Here is a 22,186-nt window from a genome sequence, read left to right as displayed (position 1 = left end):
ACCGCGCCACCCCGCGCTCCACCGCCGTCCCCCGCTGGAGCCTCCTTGCCCTCGCAGCCCGCCCCCTCCCCCGCCGCGCCGAGCCAGTCCCTGACCGAGGTCGAGACCTACGGCGTCGAGCGCATCCCCGACGCGGACCGCACCGCCACCCCGCTCGACCTGTTCCGGGTCGCGTTCGGCGGCGCCAACACCTTCTCCACCTGCGTCCTCGGCGCCTTCCCCATCCTGTTCGGCCTCTCCTTCTGGCAGGGCCTCGCGGCCACGCTCCTCGGAGTCGTCGTGGGCGCCCTGATCCTCTGCCCCATGGCGGTCTTCGGCCCGGTCAACGGCACGAACAACGCGGTCGCCTCCTCTGCGCACCTGGGCGTGCACGGCCGGGTCGTCGGCTCGTTCCTGTCCCTGCTCACCGCGGTCGCCTTCTTCTCCATCTCCGTGTGGAGCTCCGGCGACGCCCTGGTCGGCGGTGCGCACCGGCTGTTCGGCCTGGAGCAGAGCACCCTGTCGTACGTCGTCGCGTACGCGCTGTTCGCCGGGCTGGTCCTCGCGGTCTGTGTCTACGGCTTCCGGTTCATGCTGTTCGTCAACAAGATCGCCGTGACCTCCGCGACCGTCCTGTTCCTGCTCGGCGCGATCGCGTTCGCCGGTGACTTCGACCCGTCGTACGCCGGTGTCTTCACGTCCTCGGCGGACGCGGCCACGCAGTCGCTGTTCTGGCCGTCGTTCATCGGCGCGGCGCTGATCGTGCTCTCCAACCCGGTGTCGTTCGGTGCGTTCCTCGGCGACTGGTCGCGCTACATCCCGGCGAACACGCCGCGCCGCAAGGTGATCGGGGCCGCCTTCCTGTCCCAGATCGCGACGCTCCTGCCGTTCGTCTTCGGCCTGGCGACCGCGAGCATCATCGCGACGAAGGCACCCAAGTACGTCGACCCGTCAGCCCCCGACTTCGTGGGCGGCCTCCTCGCGATCTCGCCGAGCTGGTTCTTCCTGCCGGTGTGCCTGCTGGCCCTGATCGGCGGCATGTCCACGGGCACGACCTCGCTCTACGGCACCGGCCTCGACTTCTCGTCCGTGTTCCCCCGGCTGTCGCGGGTGCAGGCGACGCTGCTGGTCGGCGTGCTGTCCATCGCGTTCATCTTCATCGGGCGCTTCGGCCTCGACCTCGTGCAGTCGATCTCCACCTTCGCCACGATGATCATCACCTGCACGACACCGTGGATGGTCGTGATGATGCTGGGCTTCTACACCCGACGCGGCTGGTACGACCCGGACGCGCTCCAGGTCTTCAACCGCCGTCAGCGCGGCGGCCGTTACTGGTTCGCGCACGGCTGGAACTGGCGCGGCATGACCGCCTGGTGGGTGGCCGCCGTGGTGGGCGTGCTGTTCACCAACATCCCGGGGCAGTTCGTCGGCCCGCTCGGCGACCTGGCCAACGGCGTCGACATCAGCCTGCCGCTGTCGCTTGCGGTGGCCGCCGTGCTGTTCCTGTCCCTGCTCCGGCTGTTCCCCGAACCGCGCGCGGTGTACGGGCCGGAGGGGGCGCGGCTGGCCCGCACCGTCGAGGTCCCGGTGCCGCCGATCACCGGCCCCGGAGCGCCGGCCGTGGCGCCCGCACTGGCCACCGAGAGCGGCTGATGCCGGCCTGGATCGACCTGTCGGTGCCCGTCGTCACCGGGATGCCCGTGTATCCCGGTGACCCGGCCGTCGAGGTCTCCCCCGCCCTGACCGTCCACCGCGACGGCGTCAACGTCCTTCACCTGCACCTGGGTTCGCAGTCCGGCACCCATGTCGACGCCCCCTACCACGTGGACGACGCGTGGCCCCTCCTCGACGAGCTGCCCCTGGAACGCTTCGCCGGGCCCGCGGTCGTGGCCGACGTACGGGGGCTGCCGGCCAGGGCGCCGATCACTCCCGCCCTGCTGACACCCGCGCTCGACCAGCTGCGCCTGCGGCCCGGTTCGCTGCTCGTGCTGGCGACGGGCTGGTCGGCGCACTGGGGCACCGACGACTACCTCGGCCACCCGTGGCTCACTCCGGAGTCCGCCGAAGCCCTCGTAGACGCGGGCGTCCGTACGGTCGCCGTCGACGCGCTCAGTGTCGATCCGACGCCCCGACCGGGCGATACGACGGCCGACTTCGGCCTGCCCGCGCACCGGGTGCTGTGCGGCGCGGGCGGGGTGATCGCCGAGAACCTCACGGGGCTTGAGCAGGTGGTGGACCTCCCGGAGCTGGAGTTGTTCCTCTTTCCGCTACGGCTGCCGGGGGCGGACGGCGCGCCGGTGCGGGCGGTCGCGCGGGCGGTCTGATCGCCCGCGCCGGGCCGCTGTCAGACCCGGCGGTTACGTTTGGACCATGACTCGATTCGTTGTGGTGGCAGGCGCGTGGCTCGGTGCGTGGGCGTGGGACGAGGTGGTGCCCGAACTGCGTGAGGCGGGGCACGAAGTGCATGCGCTGACCCTGTCCGGGCTGGCGGAGAAGCAGGGCGTTCCGGCCGGGCAGCAGACCCATGTCCAGGACATCGTCGACGAGGTCGAGCGCCTCGGTCTCCGGGACGTGGTGCTGGTCGGGCACAGTTACTCCGGTGTCCCCGTCGGGCAGGCGGCGGAGCGGATCGGCGACCGGCTGTCCCGGGTGGTGTTCGTCGACGCGAACGTGCCGGTGGACGGGAAGTCGTTCCTGGACAGCTTCCCGAGCGACCACATCAGGAAGTCGCTCGACGAGACTGGGGGCGACTGGCCACCCCTGGACCCGGCCGACTACACGGGCCAGGACCTCACGGACGAGCAGATCGCCCGTATCGTCACCGACGGGACCCCGCACCCGGGTGCCACGCTCACCGAACCGGCCGTCCTCGCCCGCCCGTTGGCCGACCTCCCGGCCACCTACGTCAAGTGCCTGCTCGACGGCGACGAGTTGCCGGCCCCGGCGGACGACCTGGTCGCGAGCGGTCGCTGGGAGCTGGTCCGCATGGAGACGGGCCACTGGCCGATGTTCTCCCGGCCCCGCGAACTGGCCCGCATCCTGGACGAGTTGACCGCCCGCTCCTGAAGCACACACCCCCACCGCGACGAGGATTCCGCATGCCCTCCACGACCACGAAGAACGTACTGGCCGTCGTCCCACCCCACATCGGCGGCCGCACGGCGGGAGCCGGGCTGGCGACCCTGCTGCCAGACGACGTTCACGTCACCGTCGTGGAGGCGGTCGACGAGGACCCCACGGCCCTGCGCGCGGCGCACGTCGTGATCACCGCGCTCTCCCCCGTGACCGCCGAACACCTCGCCGCCGCACCGGAGTTGGAGCTGGTGCAGTGCGCGAGCCACGGCTTCGACTACGTCGACCTGGACGCCGCGCGGGCCCAGGGCGTGCTCGTCTGCAACATCGGCTCCAGCGGCGCCGAGGAACAGAACGTGGCCGAGCAGACCTTCGCCCTGATGCTGGCGCTCGCCAAGCGGATCGTCCCCGCGCACACCGCGCTCGCCGACGGCGACTGGGCGCTGCCCCGGTTGCAGAGCTCGCTGACCGAGCTGTCCGGCAAGACCCTCGGCATCGTGGGACTGGGCGCCATCGGACAGCAGGTCGCCCGCCGGGCGGCCGCGTTCGACATGACCGTCGTCTACGCCGGCCGGCGCCCCGTCCCCGAGGAGACGACGGCGCGGCTCGGCGGCGCCCGCCATGTCCCGCTCGACGAGTTGCTGCGCCTCTCCGACTACGTCACCCTGCACACACCGCTCACCGACGAGACCCGGAACCTCCTGAACGCCGAGCGGCTCGCGCTGCTCAAGCCGACCGCGTTCGTCGTCAACACCGCGCGGGGCGCCCTGATCGACCAGGACGCCCTGGCGGACGCCCTCGAAGCGGGCGCGCTGGCCGGTGCTGGACTCGACGTCTTCGATCCCGAACCGCCCACCCCGGCACTGCGGTTGCTGAAGGCGCCGAACGTGGTGCTCTCGCCGCACGTCGGCGGTGTGACCCGGGAGACCGTCGTCCGGATCGCGCTGGCCGCCGTGCAGAACGCGGCCGGTTTCCTGACGGGTCAGCGGCCGGGTGATGTCGTCAGCTGAGCCGGTCCGCGTTGTGCGCGGGGCGCGGTGACGGGGCTCCCGTGCCGGCGATCGACAACGACCCGGGGCTGGCCGACACCGAGTCGGTCAGCCACCGCTGCGAGGCGGAACCGTCGCGGATCTTGAGGACGATGTCGGCGCCGGGGTCCCTGGTGGTCGAGGTGAGCGCGAGCCCGGAGTCCCAGCGGGGCAGCAACTCGCCCTGCACGGTGAGGTCGTAGCGGACATCGTTGCCGCGCTTGGCCTTCGCGTCCGCGCAGGTGCCGAGGACGACGACACCGGCGTCGACGTGCGAGTCCAGGCACAGCCCGGAGTCCGCCGCGCTGCGCAACAGCCCGTCGGTACCGTACGACCACTCCTGGGTCTCGGCGGATGAGCAGGTCGCGAGCACGGTGTCGGCGCCGGCCTTCACGGCGCCCCGGATGTCCAGGCACAGGTCGGCGGCGGCGTTCCGCAGCCTCGTCTGCCGGGGTACGACGGGGAGCCGGGCGGTTCCGGGCGCCGACGCTGACACGTGTCCGCTCCCGCTGGTGGAGGCGACCGGGTCGGCGGTGCCGCCGTGGTCCGGCCACAGGCTGACGGCGACGACGCTCGCGACCACTCCGGCTCCGATCAGTCCGGCACCGACGAAGAACGAGCGGGACGACCGACCGGACCCGGCCGACGTGGCGGCGTCCACGATGCGGCGGCCGGGGGCGGGGAGCCGGGAGAGCAGCCGGTGCCGTCCCGTGCCGCCGCTGTGTCCGCCGTGCCGGGCGGCGGTCCGCGTCCGGGTGTCGGGGCGGGCGCGGCCGGGGCGCGAGGCGAGGTAGGAGCGGGCTCCCCAGCCGAGGACCGCCTCCGCGAGGAGGCCTCCCAGCCCGCCCTCGAAATAACTCAGTTGTTCGGCGGCGAATCGGCAGTAGCGGCACTGGGCGAGATGCTGCTGGACATCGGGCAGCAGGGTGCCGCCGCGTCGAATGGGGACGTCGAGGAGACGGTTGTAGAAGCGGCAATCCTTGGTCGGCGCGAGTTCCCGGTGGGCGCGTACACAGCCCTCGCGGAATTTTTCGTGCGCCTGCTGGAGAGCGGCCGACGCGGTGTCGGTAACCATGCCGAGCAGTGCCGCCGGCACCGTTATCGGCTCGGCCTCGACCTCGGTGTGCCACAGCAGGCACTGGGCGAACGGCTGAAGGGTCTGGAAAGACCGCTCGGCGAGCTTGCGATTTTCGGGTGTCATGGACTTGGCAGAACGCATCGCGCGGCCCCCGGAGGGTTTCTCCAGGTCCGGGAGAACACCGGATATTCGCTCATCCGCCGCCCACTCCCGGATCGTGTCGCGCACGGTCAGCAGCAGCCGGGGGCGCAGTGCCACGCCGTGTTCGCCGAACGTCAGCCGGTCGAACACCTGGTGGAAAGCGGCCGCGGTGGCCATGGCGGGGACACTGCCCGTGGCGGCGAGGCAGACTTCCGCGTAATCCTGGACCGGCTGCCAGTGCCGCGCCATCAGCAGCGCGACGGAATGCGCTGCCTCACCCTCCGGGCGGCCCCGCAGCCGGGCGGCCAGCGTCTCGTCGGATTCCTCGGGAGCCCCGCCGTCCGGCGGAGGGTAAGGAGGACGAGGAGGGGGAGGGATGGACACGGAGTGGATTCCTCGGATTCGGTTCATCAACAGGTGAATGAGCCCCGGGCATTACCCTCGCGCGGGCGTTTCACCCTTGCACAACCCACTGACCCCAACAAGGCACTTGGGCAACATCCATACCTTTGAAAGAAAGTCAGATGTGTCGGCAACTCGGTTCCCCGGCACCGGCTTTCGGCTTTCCATGCGCCCCGTGTGAACCATGCGCACACTCCGGTGCGTCGCGCACGCTCCCGGCGCACTCCGCCGCGCGGTCCACTGGAATCGGCCCTTCTCGGAGGCCACGCGCTGGACGGTGGCTCTCCCGCGCCAAACGGCCGCCGACCCTGCTCCTCCCGCCCTCGGTCGGCGGCCCCGAGGGCGGGGGCGGCCCACCCCCGCCCTCCCTTCACCGGGCCTGGGTCTCGTCGCCGATCGTGTCGAGTTCGGCGATCGCGTCGGCGGGCAGCACCAGGTCCGCGGCGGCGATGTTCTCGCGCAGATGGGCGCGGGACGAGGTGCCCGGGATCAGCACAGTGGTGGCCGAGCGCTGCAACAGCCAGGCCAGGGCGACCTGTTGGGGCGAGGCGTCCAGCCGGGCGGCGACCTCGGCGAGGGTCTTCGACTGGAGCGGGGTGAACCCGCCGAGCGGGAAGTACGCGGCGAACGCGATGTTCTCCGCGGCACACCGCTCGACGAGCGCGTCGTCCTGCCGGTTGGCCAGGTTGTAGAGGTTCTGCACGGTGACGACCGGCGCGATGGCCTGCGCCTCGGCCAGTTGGGCGGCGGAGACCGTGCTGAGCCCGAGGTGCCGGATCAGCCCCGCCTTCCGCAACTCGGCCAGCGCGCCGAACTTCTCACCGATCGACTCGTCGTCGGCGGTGTCCTGCGTACCGAGCCGGAGATTGACCACGTCCAGCGCGTCGAGCCCGAGGTTGCGGAGGTTGTCGTGGACCTGCGCCTTGAGGTCCTCGGGGTGGCGGGACATGATCCAGCTGCCGTCGGGGCCGCGCCGGGCGCCGACCTTGGTCACGATGTGCAGGCCGTCGGGGTAGGGGTGGAGGGCCTCCCTGATGATCTCGTTGACGACGACCGGGCCGTAGAAGTCGCTGGTGTCGATGTGGGTGATCCCCCGCTCGACGGCCTCGCGGAGGACGGCCACCGCTTCGGTGCGGTCCTTCGGCGGGCCGAAGACGTGGGGGCCGGCCAGTTGCATGGCGCCGTATCCCATGCGGGTGAGGGTGAGGCCCTCGGCCGGGGTGAGGGTGCCGCCGGAGACGGTGTCGGCCATGGTGGCGCGCCTTTCGGTAGGTGGGGCGTCTTGTGACCGACTCTGCGCTCGTCGGGGCCGGGCAGGCAGTACCCGGATGTTCCTGGTAGTGACGGGGACACCCACCTGCGGGGATTCGGATCTACGGTGGTGGGTGTGGACGCCAAGAACGCGCTCGGTGAGTTTCTGCGGGCCCGCCGGGAGCGGGTCCGGCCCGAGGACGTGGGTCTGAGCGGCGGCGGGCTGCGCCGGGTGCCGGGGCTGCGCCGGGAGGAGGTCGCCCTGCTGGCCGGTATCAGCTCCGACTACTACCTCCGCCTTGAGCAGGGCCGGGACCGCAACCCGTCGGCCCAGGTGCTGGAGGCACTGGCCCGGGTGCTGCGCCTGGACGCCGCCGCGAGCGCCCATCTGCTGAGCCTGGCGCAGCCGGAGCGGCCGGCCGCGTCGCGCAGGCGGGCCAGAAAGCCGGAGGCGGTGCCGGCGGGCGTCCGCGAGCTGCTGGACACCTGGTCGGCGCATCCGGCCTACGTCCAGAACCGGTTCACGGACTGTCTCGCGGCCAACACGCTGTGCCGGGCGCTGTCCCCGAACTACGTGCCGGGCGTGAACCTGTTGCGGGCGGTGTTCCTCGACCCGGCCGAGCACGAACTGCGGCGCGACTGGGCGGAGTTGACCGCCGAGGGCGTGGCGACGCTGCGCGGTCACATCGGTCCGGACGTCGACGATCCACGGCTGGTGGAGCTGGTCGGCGAACTGTCCGTGCGCAGTGAGCGGTTCCGGCTGCTGTGGAGCCGGCACGAGGTACGGCCGATGGTCGGGCGGATCAGTCTCCTCAGCCATCCGCTGGTCGGAGACTTCGAGCTGCGGTCGAACAAGTTCGAGATCCCGGGCACGGACGCGTTGAGCGTGGTCGTCTTCCACGCCGAGCCGGGCAGCCGCAGCGCGGAACTGCTGGGTCTGCTGGGCAGCCTCGCCGCGTCCGGCGACGGCGTGTCCGGGGAGACGTCACCGGCGCACGAGGACCGGTGACGCTCAGATCTGCCAGGACCGCAGCCGTTCCGCCGCGCCGTACACGTCCGTCTTCCCGGAGATCAGGTCGCGGGTCAGATCGACGAGCGCGCCGTACGGCGGATCGATGCCGACGCCGCTGACGAACATGTAGGCGACCGCCGTGGCGCAGGCGAAGCGGGCGTTGGCGGACGGCAGGGGCTTGAGCAGGGCGAGGGTGTGCAGCAGGGCGGTGGCCCGCCAGGCCGGGTCGGAGTCGACACCGAGGCGGGGCGGGTCGACGCGGTGCCGGGCGACGGCCGCCACCAACGCCGAGAAGTCGTTGATGGTGGGCTGATCCGGGAGCACTTCCTCATGGCGCTGGAGGAGCCACGGCACGTCGATGTGGAGGGCGGGCATGCGTCAGGCGACCCGCCCCTCGCCCTTGGCCGCCGGTTCGTCCTCCGGAAAGGCCGCGGCGAACTCGTCGGCGTGCGTCGCGAAGAAACGGCGGAAGGCCTCCGCGCCCTCCTGCAGCGCCCGGTGCCGGGCGATGTCGGCGGCGGCGGCCTCCCGGACGAGGGCCTTCATCGACGTACCGCGCTCCTTGGCGATCTGCCGCAGGTCCTCTAGCTCGCGATCGCTGAACTCCACGTTGAGAGCTGGCATGACCTCACGGTACCGCTCGGGTACTTACCCGTAAATACCGCCAGGTCAGAAGGTACACCAGGCGGTACCGGCCAGCACCTCCCAGCGCGGCTACCACAGTCCCCTGCGCCGATAGCTCCCCTCCCAGAAGACCCGGTTCAGCACCCGCACCGGCGGCGGGAACGCGCCGAGGAACCGTGCCCGGTCCACCGCCGACACCCCGTCGACGAGCCACGGCACGAACACCGCGGCCCCGCGCAGCCCCTGTGTCTCCCGCAGCCGCCCGGTGAAGGCGGCCCAGTCCGCGTCGGTCAGCACCTCCCCCATCAAGGGCAGCGCGCTGTCCTCCTCGTGCTTGAGGTGATCGTCGAGGGTGGCCCGCAACGCCCGTACGAGATCGGGGAGTTCGAAGGCCCGGTCGGCGAGCGCGATGTCCACGGCGGCCAACAGCGGGTCGATACGGGCGTGTTCGGCCTCCATCTCGTCCAGCATCCCGAGGTCCCGCGTGCGTCCTGCGACCCGCGTCCGGACCCGCGGCCACAGGTCGCCGTCCTCGGCCGTGTGGTGGACGTGGAGTTGGTGCTTGAAGTTCTCCCACCCGGCGAGGACCGGGCCGGTGTGCGCCCTGCCGTCCGCGACCGCCCCGGCGAGCCGCTCGAGGTCGCGCCGGAAGGCGTCGTGCGAGGCGTACATGGGCGTGAAGTCGATGGTCATCGTGCGGCTTCCTCCAGGTCGGGTCCGGACTCGGCCGGCGTCGGCGTGCAGGCGTTGGCGCCCCGGAGGATCTCGTCCAGGGACGCGTCGAGGTCTTCTCCGAGTCGGGGGTTGCCGTGCCACTTCTCGAACACGATGTCGGTCTCCTTTCGTTGGACTCGCGGTCAAGAGGCCGGGGCGGTCGGCGGGTGTGACACGGCGCGCCTACGCAGAGACGTACGTCACATTCACGCCCTCCGCTGTCACATTCCGGCCCCCGGCACCCCTCGCAGTAGTGAGCACGCACCGGGGAGGCGCAGGTATGTCCGAGACCGCTGTCGACGAAGAGGCGACCGATGACTTCATGGACCATCGGGAGCTGTTGTTCAGCCTCGTCTACAACATGCTGGGCAGCGTCGCCGACACCGACGACGTCCTCCAGGAGACCTGGCTGTCCTGGACGGCGCGCGCCCGCCGTTCCCCGCTCGACACCATCACCAACCGGCGCGCCTATCTCGTCCGGATCGCCGTCAACCACGCGCTGCGGCGCCGCGCCGCGATCAGCCGCCGCCGCGAGACGTACGTCGGTCCGTGGCTGCCGGAACCCCTGCTCGGCCCGGCCGACGACCCCGTCGACCCGGCGCTGCGCGCCGAGTCCGTCTCGCTGGCCATGCTGGTCGTCCTGGAGTCGCTGAGCCCGCTGGAGCGGGCGGTGTTCGTCCTCAACGAGGTGTTCGGGTACGCCCACACCGAGATCGCGGACATCATCGAGCGCACCCCGGCCGCCGTACGGCAGCTCGCGCACCGGGCGCGGGCCCATGTGCACGCGCGGCGGCCGCTGTACGAGGCGCATCCCCGGGTGCGGCGGGAGGCGACGGAACGGTTCGTGCGGGCCGCGATCGGCGGGGACATCGCCTCGCTGATGGAGATCCTCGCGCCGGACGTCACGGTCTGGACGGACAGCGGGGGCAACCGGAAGCCGGCGGGGCTGCGCCCGGTGCACGGCCGGGACAAGGCGGTCCGCCTCATCGGACAGTTCGCCGCCCGGCACGCCCCCGAGAACCTGGACCTGCGCTACCGGCGCGTCAACGGCGACGACGCGGCGGTCGTCTTCGAGGGTGACGCGCCGTACGCGGTGATGGTCATGGACCTCACGCCCGAGGGCGACCAGGTGTCCGGGGTCTACATCGTGACCAACCCCGAGAAGCTCACGCATGTGCACAAGGACGACGAGGAGGACCAGTGACCACCCGTTCGGACTCCTCGCGGGGCGAGCGCGTCGCCGACTGGTTCGACGGCCGGCTCGGCATCCACACCCTCGGCAAGCGGTATCTGCGCAAGGTGTTCCCGGACCACTGGTCGTTCCTGCTCGGCGAGATCTGCCTCTACAGCTTCGTGGTACTGATCCTCACCGGCGTGTATTTGACCCTCTTCTTCCATCCCTCCATGAACGAGGTGACGTACCACGGGAGTTACGTCCCTTTGAACGGCATCCGGATGTCCGACGCCTACGCCTCCACGCTGCACATCAGCTTCGACGTGCGCGGCGGGCTGCTCGTCCGGCAACTGCACCACTGGGCGGCGCTGGTGTTCATCGCCGCGATGCTCACGCACATGATGCGGCACTTCTTCACGGGCTCGTTCCGCAAGCCGCGCGAGCTCAACTGGCTGTTCGGCTGGACCCTGTTGTTCCTCGGCCTGTTCGAGGGCCTCTTCGGCTACTCGCTCCCGGACGACCTCCTGTCGGGCACGGGTATGCGCTTCGTCGACGGCGCGCTGCTCTCGGTCCCGGTGGTCGGCACGTACCTGTCGATGTTCCTGTTCGGCGGCGAGTACCCCGGCCACGACATCGTGTCCCGCTTCTACTCACTGCACGTGCTGCTGATCCCCGGCGTCATGGCGGCCCTCGTGGTCGTCCACCTCATCCTGGTCGTCCACCACAAGCACACCCAGTTCGCGGGCCCCGGCCGCACCGAACGCAACGTGGTGGGCACCCCGTTCATGCCGGTCTACCTGGCGAAGGCGGGCGGCTTCTTCTTCCTGGTCTTCGGCGCGCTCACCGTCCTCGCGGCGGTGGCGTCCATCAACCCCGTCTGGTCCTACGGCCCCTACCGCGCCGACCAGGTCTCCACGGGCGCCCAGCCCGACTGGTACCTGGGCTTCGCGGAGGGCCTGGTCCGTGTGATGCCGGGCTGGGAAGTCACCTTGTGGGGCCACACGTTGGTCCTGGGCGTACTGATCCCGATCGTGGTCTTCCCGCTGCTCCTCGTCCTCATCGGCGCGTACCCGTTCCTGGAGTCCTGGCGGGCGGGCGACAAGCACGAGCACCATCTCCTGGACCGCCCCCGCAACCGCCCCAACCGCACGGGCCTCGGCGTCGCCTGGATCAGTCTCTACCTGATCCTCCTGGCGGGCGGCGGAAACGACATCGTGGCCACCCGCCTCCACCTGTCGATCAACACGGTGACGTGGACGGTCCGGGTCGCGGTGTTCGCCGTCCCGGTCCTCGCGTTCGCCGTCACCCGCCGCATCTGCCTGGGCCTACAACTCCGGGACGCGGAACTGGTGATGCACGGCCGCGAGACGGGCGTGATCAAACGGCTGCCGCACGGCGAGTACGTGGAGGTCCACCAGCCACTGAGCCAAGCGGAACTCCACACACTCACCGCGCACAAACGCCCGAGGGAACTGGTCGAGCGGGAACGTCAGCCCTGATCCGCCACGAACGAGGCCATCCACGCCAGCGCCGCGTTCCAGTTCACCGCCGTCTCGTTCGTCGACCAGGACTGGATGTCGTCGATGTAGCAGAACTGGCCGACGCAGCCGGTGAGTTTGCTCTGTGCGTAGGGGTCCTGGATGGAGGAGTTGGGGCCGCCCGCCAGGGTTCCGTTCGGTGGGTTCGGGAGGTTCGGGTCGAGTTCGTGGGCGTACCAACGGCTGTGCTCGTTGTGGGAGTTGGCCTCGCCGTAGCCTGTGACGTAGGACATGTTGAGGGCGTTGCGGCCGAGGATGTAGTCCATGCTCTGGAGCGCGCCGTCACGGTACTTCGTGGCGCCGGTGAGGTCGTACGCGGTCGCGATGACGTGCGCGTTGTTGAGGATCTGGCTGTTGGAGCCCCAGTCGTAGAGGTTGCCGGGCGGTGCGTACGGCATGCCGTAGGCCTGCGTCCGCAGCGTGGCGAGGTAGGTGTCCGCGGCCTCGATCACCGAGCGGCGGAGCTTGTCGCGGCCGGGCAGGCGGCTGGGGACGGTGGCGAGGTCGAGGCGGCCGAGGGCTGCCGTCCGTGCCCAGTCGAAGCCGAGGCTGCCGAAGATGTCTGCCGTGTTGAGAGGGGAGTTGACGACGTGGTCGGCGAACTGCCTCTCCCCCGTGGTGAGATACAGCTCCGCCGCCGCCCAGTAGAACTCGTCGGTGGCGTTGTCGTCGGGGTAGGCGCCGCCGCCCGTGCCGTCGTTCGGGTCCGGGTAGACCGTGGGGTGTGCGAGCGCCGCCGCCCAGGCCTTCCGCGCCGCCTTGAGCGCCTTCGCCGCGAACTCCCGGTCGTAGGGCCGGTACAGGCGGGCCGCCTGGGCCGCCGTCGCCGCCAGGTTGAGTGTCGCCTGCGTGGTCGGCGGGTGCAGCTCTCGCTTCTGCGGGTCCTGGCTCGGGAGCAGCGGGAGTCCCGTCCACTGCTCGTCGTGGACCTTGTCGTGGGCCATGCCCGCCAGCGGCTGTCCGTCCGGCACCTGCATCTTCAGCAGGAACTCCAGCTCCCAGCGCGCCTCGTCGAGCACGTCAGGGACCTTGTTGCCGCTCTCCGGGATGGCGAGCGTTCCGTCGCGCAGCTTGCCCGGCTGTCCGGTGCGGGCCAGCAGCGAGCGTTCGTAGGTGCTGAGCAACTCCCAGGTGGAGATACCGCCGTTGACGACGTACTTGCCGTGGTCGCCCGCGTCGTACCAGCCGCCGGTGACGTCAAGTGTGTAGTCGCACAAACCGGGTTGGCAGGGCACGTTCGCGTCGCCCTGGTTGGGGGCGACGTTCAGGTGACCGGCCGGACGGGCGTACCCGGGGCGCAGGTCGTCGCGGATCGCGATGCCGCTGCGCTGTGTGTAGTAGTACTTCAGCGAGTCGAGCCGCAGCCGCTCATAGGCGGCCGTCCCGATGTCGAAGGGCCGGCTCGTCTCCCCGTCCGCCACCAGCGTGAAGCCCTCACCGCGCCCCCGGTACGCACCGAAGTCGATGGACTGCACGTTCTGCCCGGACGCCACGTCGGTGCCGCGCGGCACGGTCCGCCCGTGCGCGACCACCGCACCCGCCGAGTTCCTCAACTCCCAGGGCAGCACGGCCGTCGACGCGGTCACCAGCGTCGCGTTCTTCGGCCCGTCCGGCAGATACGCGACCTGGTTCACCCGCACGCGCGGCCCGGTGTCCGGCTCGTACACCTCCGGCGGTACACCGCCCAGCAGAGACACGTCGTCCATGCAGAAGTGCCAGCCCTCCGCACTCCCGCCGACCTGGAAGGCGACCTGCCCCTGCGTGGTGTCGACGGGCGAAGTGAACGTGTAGGCAAGTGAGTTGCCCGTCTCGCTCAACTCGGGACTGATCTCGTAGTAGGTGTCGTACGGCGCCACCGACAGCCCCACGATCGCCCGCACCACGTGCCCCGCCGGCGAACCCGACGCCGTGAACGCGAACTTGTACGACTCGCCCTTCACGAGCGTGATGTCGTTCTGGCCGACGGCGGCGTCCCAGCGGTTGGTCGTGCCACCGGGCACGTCCGCGCAGAGCTGTCCGTCGGACAGGCCTGCGGCGACGTTGGCCGTCGTCCACCAGGGTGCGGTGGTGGTGTCGAAGGTGCCGTTGCTGACCTGTTCGATCTCGTCGGCTCCGGCCGGACTTGCCGGCAGGGCGGTGAGGGCCGCCGCGAGGAGGGCCGTGGCGGCGAGCAGGGTCGTTCTGCGTCGTTTCACGTCTGGGCTCCCTCGGGGAGGCGGAGCGCACTCCGGCGACGCGTCGCACGACACGTGATGGGAGCGCTCCCAGGGGTACGGGACCCTGGTCATGCTGTTCGAGACATGACATCTCGTCAACGGTCCGGACAGGCCAGATTCCCGTCCGGACCGTGACCGATCACCTGCCCGCTACCCGGCGGGAGCCTCCAACTTGCTGATCCGCACCGCCCCTTGGGCCGCCCCAGGACGGCTACTCGTCAAGGTGAGCCGCAGCCGGGAGCCGCGCACGGCGCCGAAGGTGACGACAGTCGGGCTGTCCGAGGTGGCGGCCCAGTCGACGACTGCCCCCTCGACCGGAACCCACCCACCGCCGTCCCACACCGCGACCGCGACCGCCGCGGGCAGACTGTGCGTCGCGTCCACGGTGAACGACACCTCCACCCGGTCGAAGGACCGCGTCCTCCCCCAGTCCACCGACACCCAGTCCATCTCGCGGGCGCCGCCGAAGGCGGGCAGCAGGGCCGTGGCCGACTTGGCGAAGGCGTTGGACCAGCCGGTGGCCGGGTCGCCGTCGAGCACGGCGGCCGGGAGGGTGTCGGGTCGGCCCGAGTAACTGGCGTCCGCCGAAGGGTAGTTCGGTGGTGCCGGGTAGTCGGCCGCGAAGCCCGGTGCCGGTGTCGCGGCCACGTCCCGGGCCGGTGTCGTACGGACAGCGACCGTACCGCTCCGCAGCCCCTGCACCCGCGCCGTCACCTTCAGCGCACCCGCCCGTGTCCCGGACCGCACGATCGCAAGTGCCTTGCCGTGAAAGGCGGTTCGAGTGCTCGCCTGGTAGCGCTCGGCACTCTCCTCCCGCCCGTTGTCCAGCCCGGCCAGGGAACCGCCCTTCACCGCAAAGGCGATGAGATCTTCGGCGTCCGGCAGCACGACACCGTGGGCGTCGACGATCTCCGCGGTCACGAAGACCAGTGAACGGCCGTCGGCGGCAAGGGACCTGCGGTCGGCCGTGAGGCGCACGGCATGCGCGGCACCCGCGGTGCGCAGCACGTCCGTCGCCACCGTCCTGCCGCCGCTGCTGGCCACCGCCTTCAACTCGCCCGGCTCGTAGGGCACTTTCCAGCCGAGGTGGAGTTTGCCCGCGCTGCCGTTGGGGCTGGTGTAACTGCCCGGGTAGGGGCCGGTGGTGAAGGTCTTGTCGTCGCCCGTGGCCTCGGTGGTCTCCAGGTAGGTGCGGCCGTCGGTGGTCTTCTTGGTGTCGAACGTCCGGGTCCCCAGGGACTCTCCGTTGAGGAACAGTTCGACGGTGTCGACGTTGGCGTAGGCCCAGACCTCGACCGTGTCGCCCGGCTCGTGGTTCCAGGTCATCGGCACCAGATGCACCATGGGTTCATCGACCCACTGGCTGCGGAAGAGGTGGTACATGTCCTTCGGGAAGCCCGCCGTGTCGACCGCGCCGAAGAAGGACGCCTTGACCGGGAACACGTCGTACGGCGTGGGCTCCCCGATGTAGTCGATGCCGGACCACAGGAACTGGCCCGCGAACCACTTCCGGTCGCGGTCCTTCTTGTGGCCGTACTCGCCGCTCATCGTCCAGGAGGAGAGGTTGTTGTCGTAGGAGGAGGTCGCGCGTCTGCCGGGTGTGTGGTTCTCGCCGGTGTTGAGGTGTTCGGGCTCCTGGTAGGTGGACCGGGTCGAGGTCTCGGAGGAGGACTCCGACTCGAAGAGGAACAGGTGCGGATAGGCGGCGTGCAGGGCGTCGACGGACTTGGCGGTGTTGTAGTTGAGGCCCAGTCCGTCGAGCTTGGCGAGCATGAGGTCGGCGGCGGAGCCCTTGGCGGGAACGCCGTGGTACTTGTTCGAGCCGATGACCACCGGGCGGGTGTCGTCCGCCGACTTGATCGCGCCGATGATGCGGTCGGCCATGGCCAGCCCGGCGGTGGAGGTCGAGTCGGGGATCTCGTTGCCGATGGACCAGAGCACCACGGCGGGCGAGTTGCGGGCGGCGCGGACCATCTCGGTGGCGTCCGACTCGCACCAGGTGTCGAAGAAGCGGTGGTAGTCGTAGGTCGTCTTGCCGGTGTGCCAGCAGTCGAAGGCCTCGACCATCATCACGATGCCCAACTCCTCGCAGGCCTGGATGATTTGCGGCGAGGGTGGGTTGTGGGAGGTGCGGAAGGCGTTGACGCCCATCGACTTCATGATGCTCAACTGCCTGCGCACGGCGTCGAGGCTGATCGCGGAACCGAGGGCGCCCTGGTCGTGGTGGAGGTCGACTCCCTTGATCTTGGCGGGAGTTCCGTTGAGGGAGAAGCCCTCGTCGGGGTCGAAGCGGTAGCTGCGGATGCCGAAGGCCGTGCGGTACGTGTCGACCGTCCGGCCGCCCACACGTAGTTCGGTCTCCAGGGTGTAGCGGTGGTCGGGGGTCTCGATGTCCCACACCTTCGGCTTGGGGACGGTGAGTTCATGGGTCTCGGTGGTGCGGTCGGCGACACCGACCGTCGAGGTGGCGCGGGCCACGGTCCGGCCGCCGGGGTCGACGATCCGCGATCCGATCTCGACCTCGCTCGCGGCCCCCGACTCGTTCAGCACGGACGTCCGCACGCGGACGACGGCCCGCTCGGCGGTGATGTCCGGTGTCGTGACGTACGTGCCCCAGCGTTCGACGTGCACCGGCTCGGTGATCACCAGCCGGGCCTCGCGGTAGATGCCGCTGCCCGAGTACCAGCGGCTGCTGGGCAGTTGGTTCTGCACCTTCACGGCGACGACGTTCTCCGTGCTGCCGTCGGTGTGCAGCAGATCGGTGAGGTCGAGGGCGAACCCCGTGTATCCGTACGGGTGTCGGCCGACCTGCGTGCCGTTGCAATAGACGTACGAGTCCATGTAGATGCCGTCGAACTCCACCGAGATCCGCCTGCCCGTGAGGGCCGGCGGCAGGGTGAAGGCGATCCGGTACCAGCCGAGGCCGCCGGGGAAGAAGCCGGTGCCGCTGGTGGTGCCGTTCTCGGTGGTGGGGGTCTGCTCGATGCTCCAGTCGTGGGGGACCGCGACCTCGCGCCAGGCGGAGTCGTCGTAGTCCGGTGCGGCGGCGTCCGTGTAGGCGCCGGTCGGGTCGGTGATCCCGCCCGGATCGACCAGCGCGAAGCGCCAGCCGTCCCGCAGCGCGACGGTGCGCCGGCCGGACGCGCCCGCCGTGGCGCCGGTGGCGCGTGCGGCCGGGGCGGCCAGGAGTGATGCGGCCGTCGGCGCGGCCGTAGAGGCGATCAAAACCGATCTGCGAGTGACCGTCATGGCGGCTCTCCCTCATCAGGGCCCAGAAGTACTCACAACTGATCGTGACCGAACAGATTCTGACGGGGTGCCACGCCGGGACGTCAAGGGTGCGGGGGCGGCCAACCGTCCCGGGCGGCACTTCGACCGGATTTCCCCCTTGACCGCCCGGTTCCCCGGGCCCGGGGGTTCTCGTCCGCTCGGGACTGTGACGCACTAGGCTGGAACACAAGTGGCCTGGTTGTTCACTGTGAGTGCGCGCGATGGAGTGGCGACGATGAGTCCGGTCTACCCGTTCGACGATGCCGCGACGGCGCGGGTTGTCATCGACGATGCCGGAACTCTGGTGGAGTGGAACGAGGGGGCACAGCGGCTCCTCGGCCACACCGCGGGCGAGGTCGTGGGCCGCCCGGCCGTGCGGCTGCTGGCCGGTGGCACCGGGGCCCTGCCGGTTCCCACCAGTGCCCGCTGGGACGGCACGGTCACGCTGTGGCACCGGGACGGCCGGGCCGTGCCGGTGTGGCTGCTGGCCCACCACCGGCGCCCCCGGGACGGCGGGCCGGGCGACTGGCTCGTCGTGACGCCGCTGGAGGGCGGCGGGCCGCGCGCCGACGAGGACCCCCTCGCGACCGCCGCGCTGACCCAGTCGCCGTGTGCCATCGCGGTCTACGACGAGCATCTGCGGCTGAGCCGGGTCAACGACGCGATGGCCGAGGTGATCGGTCTGCCCGAGGAGCGCATCCAGGGCCTGCGGATCACCGAGATCGGCGGCAAGACGCAGAGCGCGGAGCTGGAGCAGTACATGCTGCGCGTGCTCACCTCCGGCACGGCCCAGGACTTCCAGATCTACATGCGCACCGGCGGCGAGGACGCCGCGCACGCCTGGCTGGCCCGGATGGCGCCGATCACCGACGCCGAGGGACAGGTGCGCGGCGTGTGTCTGGCCGCGCACGACTTCACCGAGAACTACCTGGCGCGCGAGCGGCTCCAACTGGTCAACGAGGCGAGCGTCCGCATCGGCACCACCCTCGACGTCACCCGTACGGCCCAGGAGCTGGCGGATGTCTGCGTGCCGGCCCTGGCCGACTTCGTCAGCATCGACCTGCTGGACCCGCAGGAGCACGGCGGTGAGCTCCCGACGGCGATCGTCGCGCCGGTGCGGCTGCGCCGGGCCGCGCACGCCTCGGTGCAGCAGGGCAGCCCGGAGGCCGTCGCCAAGCCGGGCCAGTCGGACCTGTATCCCGACCAGTCCCCGCAGGCCGACGCGCTGGTCGCGGGCCGCACCCTGGTGGCTTCGGGCCGGGCCCTCGAACTCTGGCTGGCCTGGGACAAAACCCGCACCAGACGTGTCCAGGAGTACGGCATCCACTCCTCGATGGCGGTACCGATCCAGGCCCGGGGCGTGACCCTCGGCGTGGCGGTCCTGACCCGGTACCGGCGCATGGACCCGTTCAGCGAGGACGACGTGCTGCTGGCCGAGGAGGTCACCGCCCGGGCCGCCGTCTGCATCGACAACGCCCGCCGCTTCTCCCGCGAACGCGAGACCGCGCTGGCCCTCCAGCGCAGCCTGCTCCCCCGCAAACTGCCGAGCACGGCCGCCCTGGAGGCCGCCTCGCGCTATCTGCCGGCGGCGCGTGCCGGGGTCGGCGGCGACTGGTTCGACGTGATCCCGCTGTCCGGGATGCGGGTCGCCATGGTCGTCGGGGACGTCGTCGGCCACGGCATCCAGGCCTCCGCCACCATGGGCCGGCTGCGCACGGCCGTCCGCACCCTCGCCGACATCGACCTGGCCCCGGACGAGCTGCTGACCCACCTGGACGACCTGGTCGTACGGCTCTCCGCGGAGGCCGGCGGCGAGGGCAGCCCGGGCGAGGTCGGCGCGACCTGCCTGTACGCGGTGTACGACCCGGTGTCCCGGCGCTGCACGCTGGCCCGCGCCGGACATCCACCGCCGATCATGCTCCGGCCCGGCGGCCCGCCCGAGCACATCGACCTGCCCGCGGGCCCGCCGCTGGGCCTGGGCGGACTGCCCTTCGAGTCGGCCGAGTTCGAGCTGCCCGAGGGCACCGTACTCGCGCTGTACACCGACGGGCTGACCGAGAACCGCGAGCGGGACCTCGACGACAATCACCGGCTGCTGTTCGACGCGCTGTACGCGTCCTCGGACTCCCTGGACGAGACCTGCGACCGGATCCTGCACGCCGTGCTCCCGCCGGGCGGTGCCGCCGACGACGTGGCGCTGCTGCTGGCCCGCACCCAGGGCCTGCCCGCCGAGCAGGTCTCCACCTGGGACATCCCGGCCGACCCGTCACTGGTGGCCCCGATCCGCAAGCAGGTCGTCGAGCAGCTCGACGCCTGGAACCTCAGCGAGGCCGGATTCACGGCCGAGCTGGTGGTGAGCGAGCTGGTCACCAACGCCATCCGCTACGGCGCGCACCCCATCCGGCTCAGGCTCATCCATGATGCGGCCACGCTGATCTGCGAGGTCTCCGACACCAACCACACGGCTCCGCACCTTCGCCGCGCCAAGACCTGGGACGAGGGCGGGCGTGGGCTGCTGCTGGTCGCCCAGCTCACCCAGCGCTGGGGCAGCCGGCACACGGCGGACGGCAAGACGATCTGGGCGGAGCTGTCGCTGTTCGACGAGGTCTGAGCCGGGTCAGGACAGGTCGGTCAGCCAGGGCCTGACCTGGCGGCGGGCCTCGTGCAGCCGGGACTTGAGCGTGCCGAGCGGGATGCCGAGGCGCTCGGCGATCTCGGCGTACTCCAGCTTGCAGATGTCCCGGTACACCAGCGGTTCGACCAGGTGCGGCGACTCCCGCTCCAGGCGTTCGATCGCCTCCAGGAGGTCGATCTTCGACCCGGCGATCACGCTCGTGGTGCGCGGGTCGACATGCTGCGAGACGTCGATCACGGCCGGCTGCTCGGCGGCCCGCCGCTTCAGCTCGCGGTACTTCTGCCGGGCGCCGTTGGCGACGACCGTGTAGAGCCAGGTGCTGAAGAGGCTGCGGCCCTCGAATGTGCCGATCTTCCGGGCGACTTGCAGCAGTACGTCCTGCGCGGCCTCCTCGGCGTCCTCCCGGCACGGCAGGAACCGCCCGCACCGCCGTACCACGTCGGGCTGGATCGTCCTGAGCAGCGCGTCGAGCGCGGCCGGATCACCGGCTGCCGCGCGCCTGGCCAGCTCCTCGGTCGGCGCCCTGTCCTGCACTGGATCCACTCCTCCGCCTCGATCTCCGAGCAGGCATGATAGTCCCATGCACCACGTCGAACAGATCGGCCGCTACCGCCTTAAACGCCGCCTGGGCAGCGGCGCGTTCGGCACGGTCTGGCTCGCGCACGACGACGAGCTCGAGGCCCCGGTCGCCGTGAAGGTCCTCGCGGAGAACTGGGCGCACCGCATGGACGTCCGCGAGCGCTTCCTCTCCGAGGCCCGGCTGCTGCGCAGGGCCGGTTCGAACCGCGTGGTGCAGGTCTACGACATCGGTGAACTGCCCGACGGGCGGCCGTACTTCGTGATGGAGTACGCCGACGCCGGCACCTTCGCCGATCTGCTCGCCGCCGGTCCGCTGCCCGTGCCCGAGGTGCTGCGGCTGACCGCGCTGGCCGCCCGGGGCGCCGCCGCGCTGCACGAGGCGGGGATCGTGCACCGGGACATCAAGCCGACGAACGTACTGCTGCGCACCGCCCCGGACGGCACCGAGCGGGTCCTGCTCGCCGACCTGGGCCTGGCGAAGAGCCTGGCGCAGGCCTCGGGTCTCACCCTGGCCGCGGGTTCGGCCGGCTATCAACCGCCGGAGCAGGCGCAGCCCGGCTCGGGCATCGACGAGCGGGCCGACGTGTACAGCCTGGGCGCGCTCGGCTACGAGCTGGCCACCGGCACGGTTCCGGGCACGCCCGGTCAGGTCGTACGGCCGGACCGGCTGCGGCCCGATCTCTCCCCCGAGGTGCAGCGGGCCCTGCTGCGGGCGCTGGAACCGGACCGGGAGCGGCGCTGGCCGACGGCGCGGGCGTTCGCGGCGGAGCTGGAGCGGCTGGCCGCCGAGGCCACCCCGGTGCACAGGCCGCACGGCCGGCACCGGGGGGTCGCGCTGATGGCGGGGCTGTTCGTTGTCGTGGCCGCCGGGACGGGCGTCGCCGTGCTCAACCTGCCGTCGTCGTCCAGGAGTTCGGACCTGACGGTCAAGGACAGCACCGGGCGGGTGGTGGTCGCGGTGCCGGGCTCCTGGGGCCGACAGCTGCGCGACTCGGGCTGGGATCCGCACGCGATCGGGCTGACGGCCGGGCAGGAACCGGGGCTGGCCGTCGCCGACGACCTGGCGAAGTGGCCGGACCTCTCGGCCGACGTGAACGGCGTGTTCGTCGGGCTGAGCGAGCACGGCAGCGTGGCGACGAAGGTGGACGGCATCGCCCACTCCGGCTGCCACTACGACGGCAGCCGCGCCTACTCCAGCGCCACCTGGCGCGGCACGATCCGCACCTGGAGCGACTGCTCGGGCGGCACCGGCACCCTCTCGGAGACCGCGCTGCGCCTCGTCGGCGGCGCCGCGCAGCCCCAGGTCTACGTGCAGATACGGCAGCACAGCGGCGACGCGACCTCGCGGATACTGCGCTCGCTCCGGGTCACCTGATCCACTGTCCTGGTCACTGTCGCAAAAGAAGTCGTCGATCCCGCGAACCTTTCGGTGCGCACGCGCATCGGATCCCTGTGACAGCGCGCGAGGCGCTG

18 protein-coding genes are annotated in these 22,186 nt (G+C 71.0%); 9 read left to right on the top strand and 9 right to left on the bottom strand.

Features of this window, described 5'->3' with window-relative positions:
• Window positions 1-45: 45 nt before the first annotated feature.
• The 4 genes from ACQHII_RS43900 to ACQHII_RS43885 are packed head-to-tail and all read left to right on the top strand — an operon-like array spanning window position 46 to window position 4,061.
• Window positions 46-1,632: a purine-cytosine permease family protein gene (locus ACQHII_RS43900; protein WP_427924511.1), complete on the top strand. Its 1,587-nt coding sequence runs from the start codon at window positions 46-48 to the stop codon at window positions 1,630-1,632.
• A complete protein-coding gene (locus ACQHII_RS43895) occupies window positions 1,632-2,303 on the top strand; it encodes a cyclase family protein (protein WP_427924510.1) in 672 nt (223 codons plus the stop codon). The genes ACQHII_RS43900 and ACQHII_RS43895 overlap by 1 nt, the downstream gene beginning before the upstream one ends.
• Window positions 2,304-2,349: 46 nt before the next feature.
• Window positions 2,350-3,045, top strand: coding sequence for an alpha/beta fold hydrolase (locus ACQHII_RS43890; protein ID WP_427924509.1), 696 nt, complete (start codon window positions 2,350-2,352; stop codon window positions 3,043-3,045).
• A gap of 32 nt (window positions 3,046-3,077) precedes the next feature.
• A complete protein-coding gene (locus tag ACQHII_RS43885) occupies window positions 3,078-4,061 on the top strand; it encodes a 2-hydroxyacid dehydrogenase (protein ID WP_427924508.1) in 984 nt (327 codons plus the stop codon).
• Here the strand turns inward: ACQHII_RS43885 and ACQHII_RS43880 are convergent.
• Entirely contained in the window at window positions 4,054-5,682 is a 1,629-nt protein-coding gene (locus ACQHII_RS43880; RefSeq protein ID WP_427924507.1) for an RICIN domain-containing protein, read from the bottom strand. The two genes, ACQHII_RS43885 and ACQHII_RS43880, sit on opposite strands and share 8 nt — an antisense overlap.
• Window positions 5,683-6,070: 388 nt before the next feature.
• Window positions 6,071-6,952 carry an oxidoreductase gene (locus ACQHII_RS43875; protein ID WP_427924506.1) on the bottom strand — a complete coding sequence of 294 codons (882 nt, stop codon included), beginning with the start codon at window positions 6,950-6,952 and terminating at the stop codon, window positions 6,071-6,073.
• 135 nt (window positions 6,953-7,087) lie between these two features.
• Between ACQHII_RS43875 and ACQHII_RS43870 the strand changes: the two genes are divergently transcribed.
• Complete coding sequence (locus ACQHII_RS43870) at window positions 7,088-7,960, top strand: helix-turn-helix transcriptional regulator (RefSeq protein WP_427924505.1); 873 nt, start codon at window positions 7,088-7,090, stop codon at window positions 7,958-7,960.
• Window positions 7,961-7,963: 3 nt separating this feature from the next.
• Here the strand turns inward: ACQHII_RS43870 and ACQHII_RS43865 are convergent, their stop codons facing one another.
• The 4 genes from ACQHII_RS43865 to ACQHII_RS43850 all read right to left on the bottom strand — a co-directional run bounded on the left by ACQHII_RS43865 (window position 7,964) and on the right by ACQHII_RS43850 (window position 9,414).
• Window positions 7,964-8,338, bottom strand: a complete 375-nt coding sequence (locus ACQHII_RS43865) for a toxin Doc (RefSeq protein WP_427924504.1) — start codon at window positions 8,336-8,338, stop codon at window positions 7,964-7,966.
• 3 nt (window positions 8,339-8,341) lie between these two features.
• A complete protein-coding gene (locus ACQHII_RS43860; protein ID WP_019068554.1) occupies window positions 8,342-8,587 on the bottom strand; it encodes a hypothetical protein in 246 nt (81 codons plus the stop codon).
• Between the two features lie 90 nt (window positions 8,588-8,677).
• A complete protein-coding gene (locus ACQHII_RS43855; RefSeq protein WP_427924503.1) occupies window positions 8,678-9,280 on the bottom strand; it encodes a hemerythrin domain-containing protein in 603 nt (200 codons plus the stop codon).
• On the bottom strand, window positions 9,277-9,414 hold the full coding sequence (locus tag ACQHII_RS43850) for a hypothetical protein (protein ID WP_427924502.1): 138 nt from the start codon (window positions 9,412-9,414) through the stop codon (window positions 9,277-9,279). The genes ACQHII_RS43855 and ACQHII_RS43850 overlap by 4 nt, the downstream gene beginning before the upstream one ends.
• 167 nt (window positions 9,415-9,581) lie before the next feature.
• Here ACQHII_RS43850 and sigJ point away from each other — a divergent pair, with 167 nt between their 5' ends.
• Window positions 9,582-10,505 carry an RNA polymerase sigma factor SigJ gene (gene sigJ, locus ACQHII_RS43845; RefSeq protein ID WP_427924501.1) on the top strand — a complete coding sequence of 308 codons (924 nt, stop codon included), beginning with the start codon at window positions 9,582-9,584 and terminating at the stop codon, window positions 10,503-10,505.
• Window positions 10,502-11,974, top strand: coding sequence for a cytochrome b (locus ACQHII_RS43840; RefSeq protein WP_427924500.1), 1,473 nt, complete (start codon window positions 10,502-10,504; stop codon window positions 11,972-11,974). The genes sigJ and ACQHII_RS43840 overlap by 4 nt, the downstream gene beginning before the upstream one ends.
• Here the strand turns inward: ACQHII_RS43840 and ACQHII_RS43835 are convergent.
• On the bottom strand, window positions 11,965-14,208 hold the full coding sequence (locus ACQHII_RS43835) for a glycoside hydrolase family 9 protein (RefSeq protein ID WP_427924499.1): 2,244 nt from the start codon (window positions 14,206-14,208) through the stop codon (window positions 11,965-11,967). The genes ACQHII_RS43840 and ACQHII_RS43835 overlap by 10 nt on opposite strands.
• 171 nt (window positions 14,209-14,379) lie before the next feature.
• Window positions 14,380-17,478, bottom strand: coding sequence for a glycoside hydrolase family 2 TIM barrel-domain containing protein (locus ACQHII_RS43830; RefSeq protein ID WP_427924498.1), 3,099 nt, complete (start codon window positions 17,476-17,478; stop codon window positions 14,380-14,382).
• Window positions 17,479-17,734: 256 nt separating this feature from the next.
• Here ACQHII_RS43830 and ACQHII_RS43825 point away from each other — a divergent pair, with 256 nt between their 5' ends.
• Window positions 17,735-20,110, top strand: a complete 2,376-nt coding sequence (locus tag ACQHII_RS43825) for a SpoIIE family protein phosphatase (protein ID WP_427924497.1) — start codon at window positions 17,735-17,737, stop codon at window positions 20,108-20,110.
• 6 nt (window positions 20,111-20,116) lie between these two features.
• Here the strand turns inward: ACQHII_RS43825 and ACQHII_RS43820 are convergent, their stop codons facing one another.
• Window positions 20,117-20,668, bottom strand: a complete 552-nt coding sequence (locus ACQHII_RS43820) for an RNA polymerase sigma factor (protein ID WP_427924496.1) — start codon at window positions 20,666-20,668, stop codon at window positions 20,117-20,119.
• Between the two features lie 46 nt (window positions 20,669-20,714).
• Between ACQHII_RS43820 and ACQHII_RS43815 the strand changes: the two genes are divergently transcribed.
• Entirely contained in the window at window positions 20,715-22,088 is a 1,374-nt protein-coding gene (locus ACQHII_RS43815) for a serine/threonine-protein kinase (RefSeq protein ID WP_427924495.1), read from the top strand.
• Window positions 22,089-22,186: the final 98 nt, after the last annotated feature.

Source organism: Streptomyces sp. cg40 (assembly GCF_050320165.1).
Taxonomy (GTDB): Bacteria; Actinomycetota; Actinomycetes; order Streptomycetales; family Streptomycetaceae; genus Streptomyces; species Streptomyces hokutonensis.
This window is presented reverse-complemented; position numbering and strand designations above follow the sequence as displayed.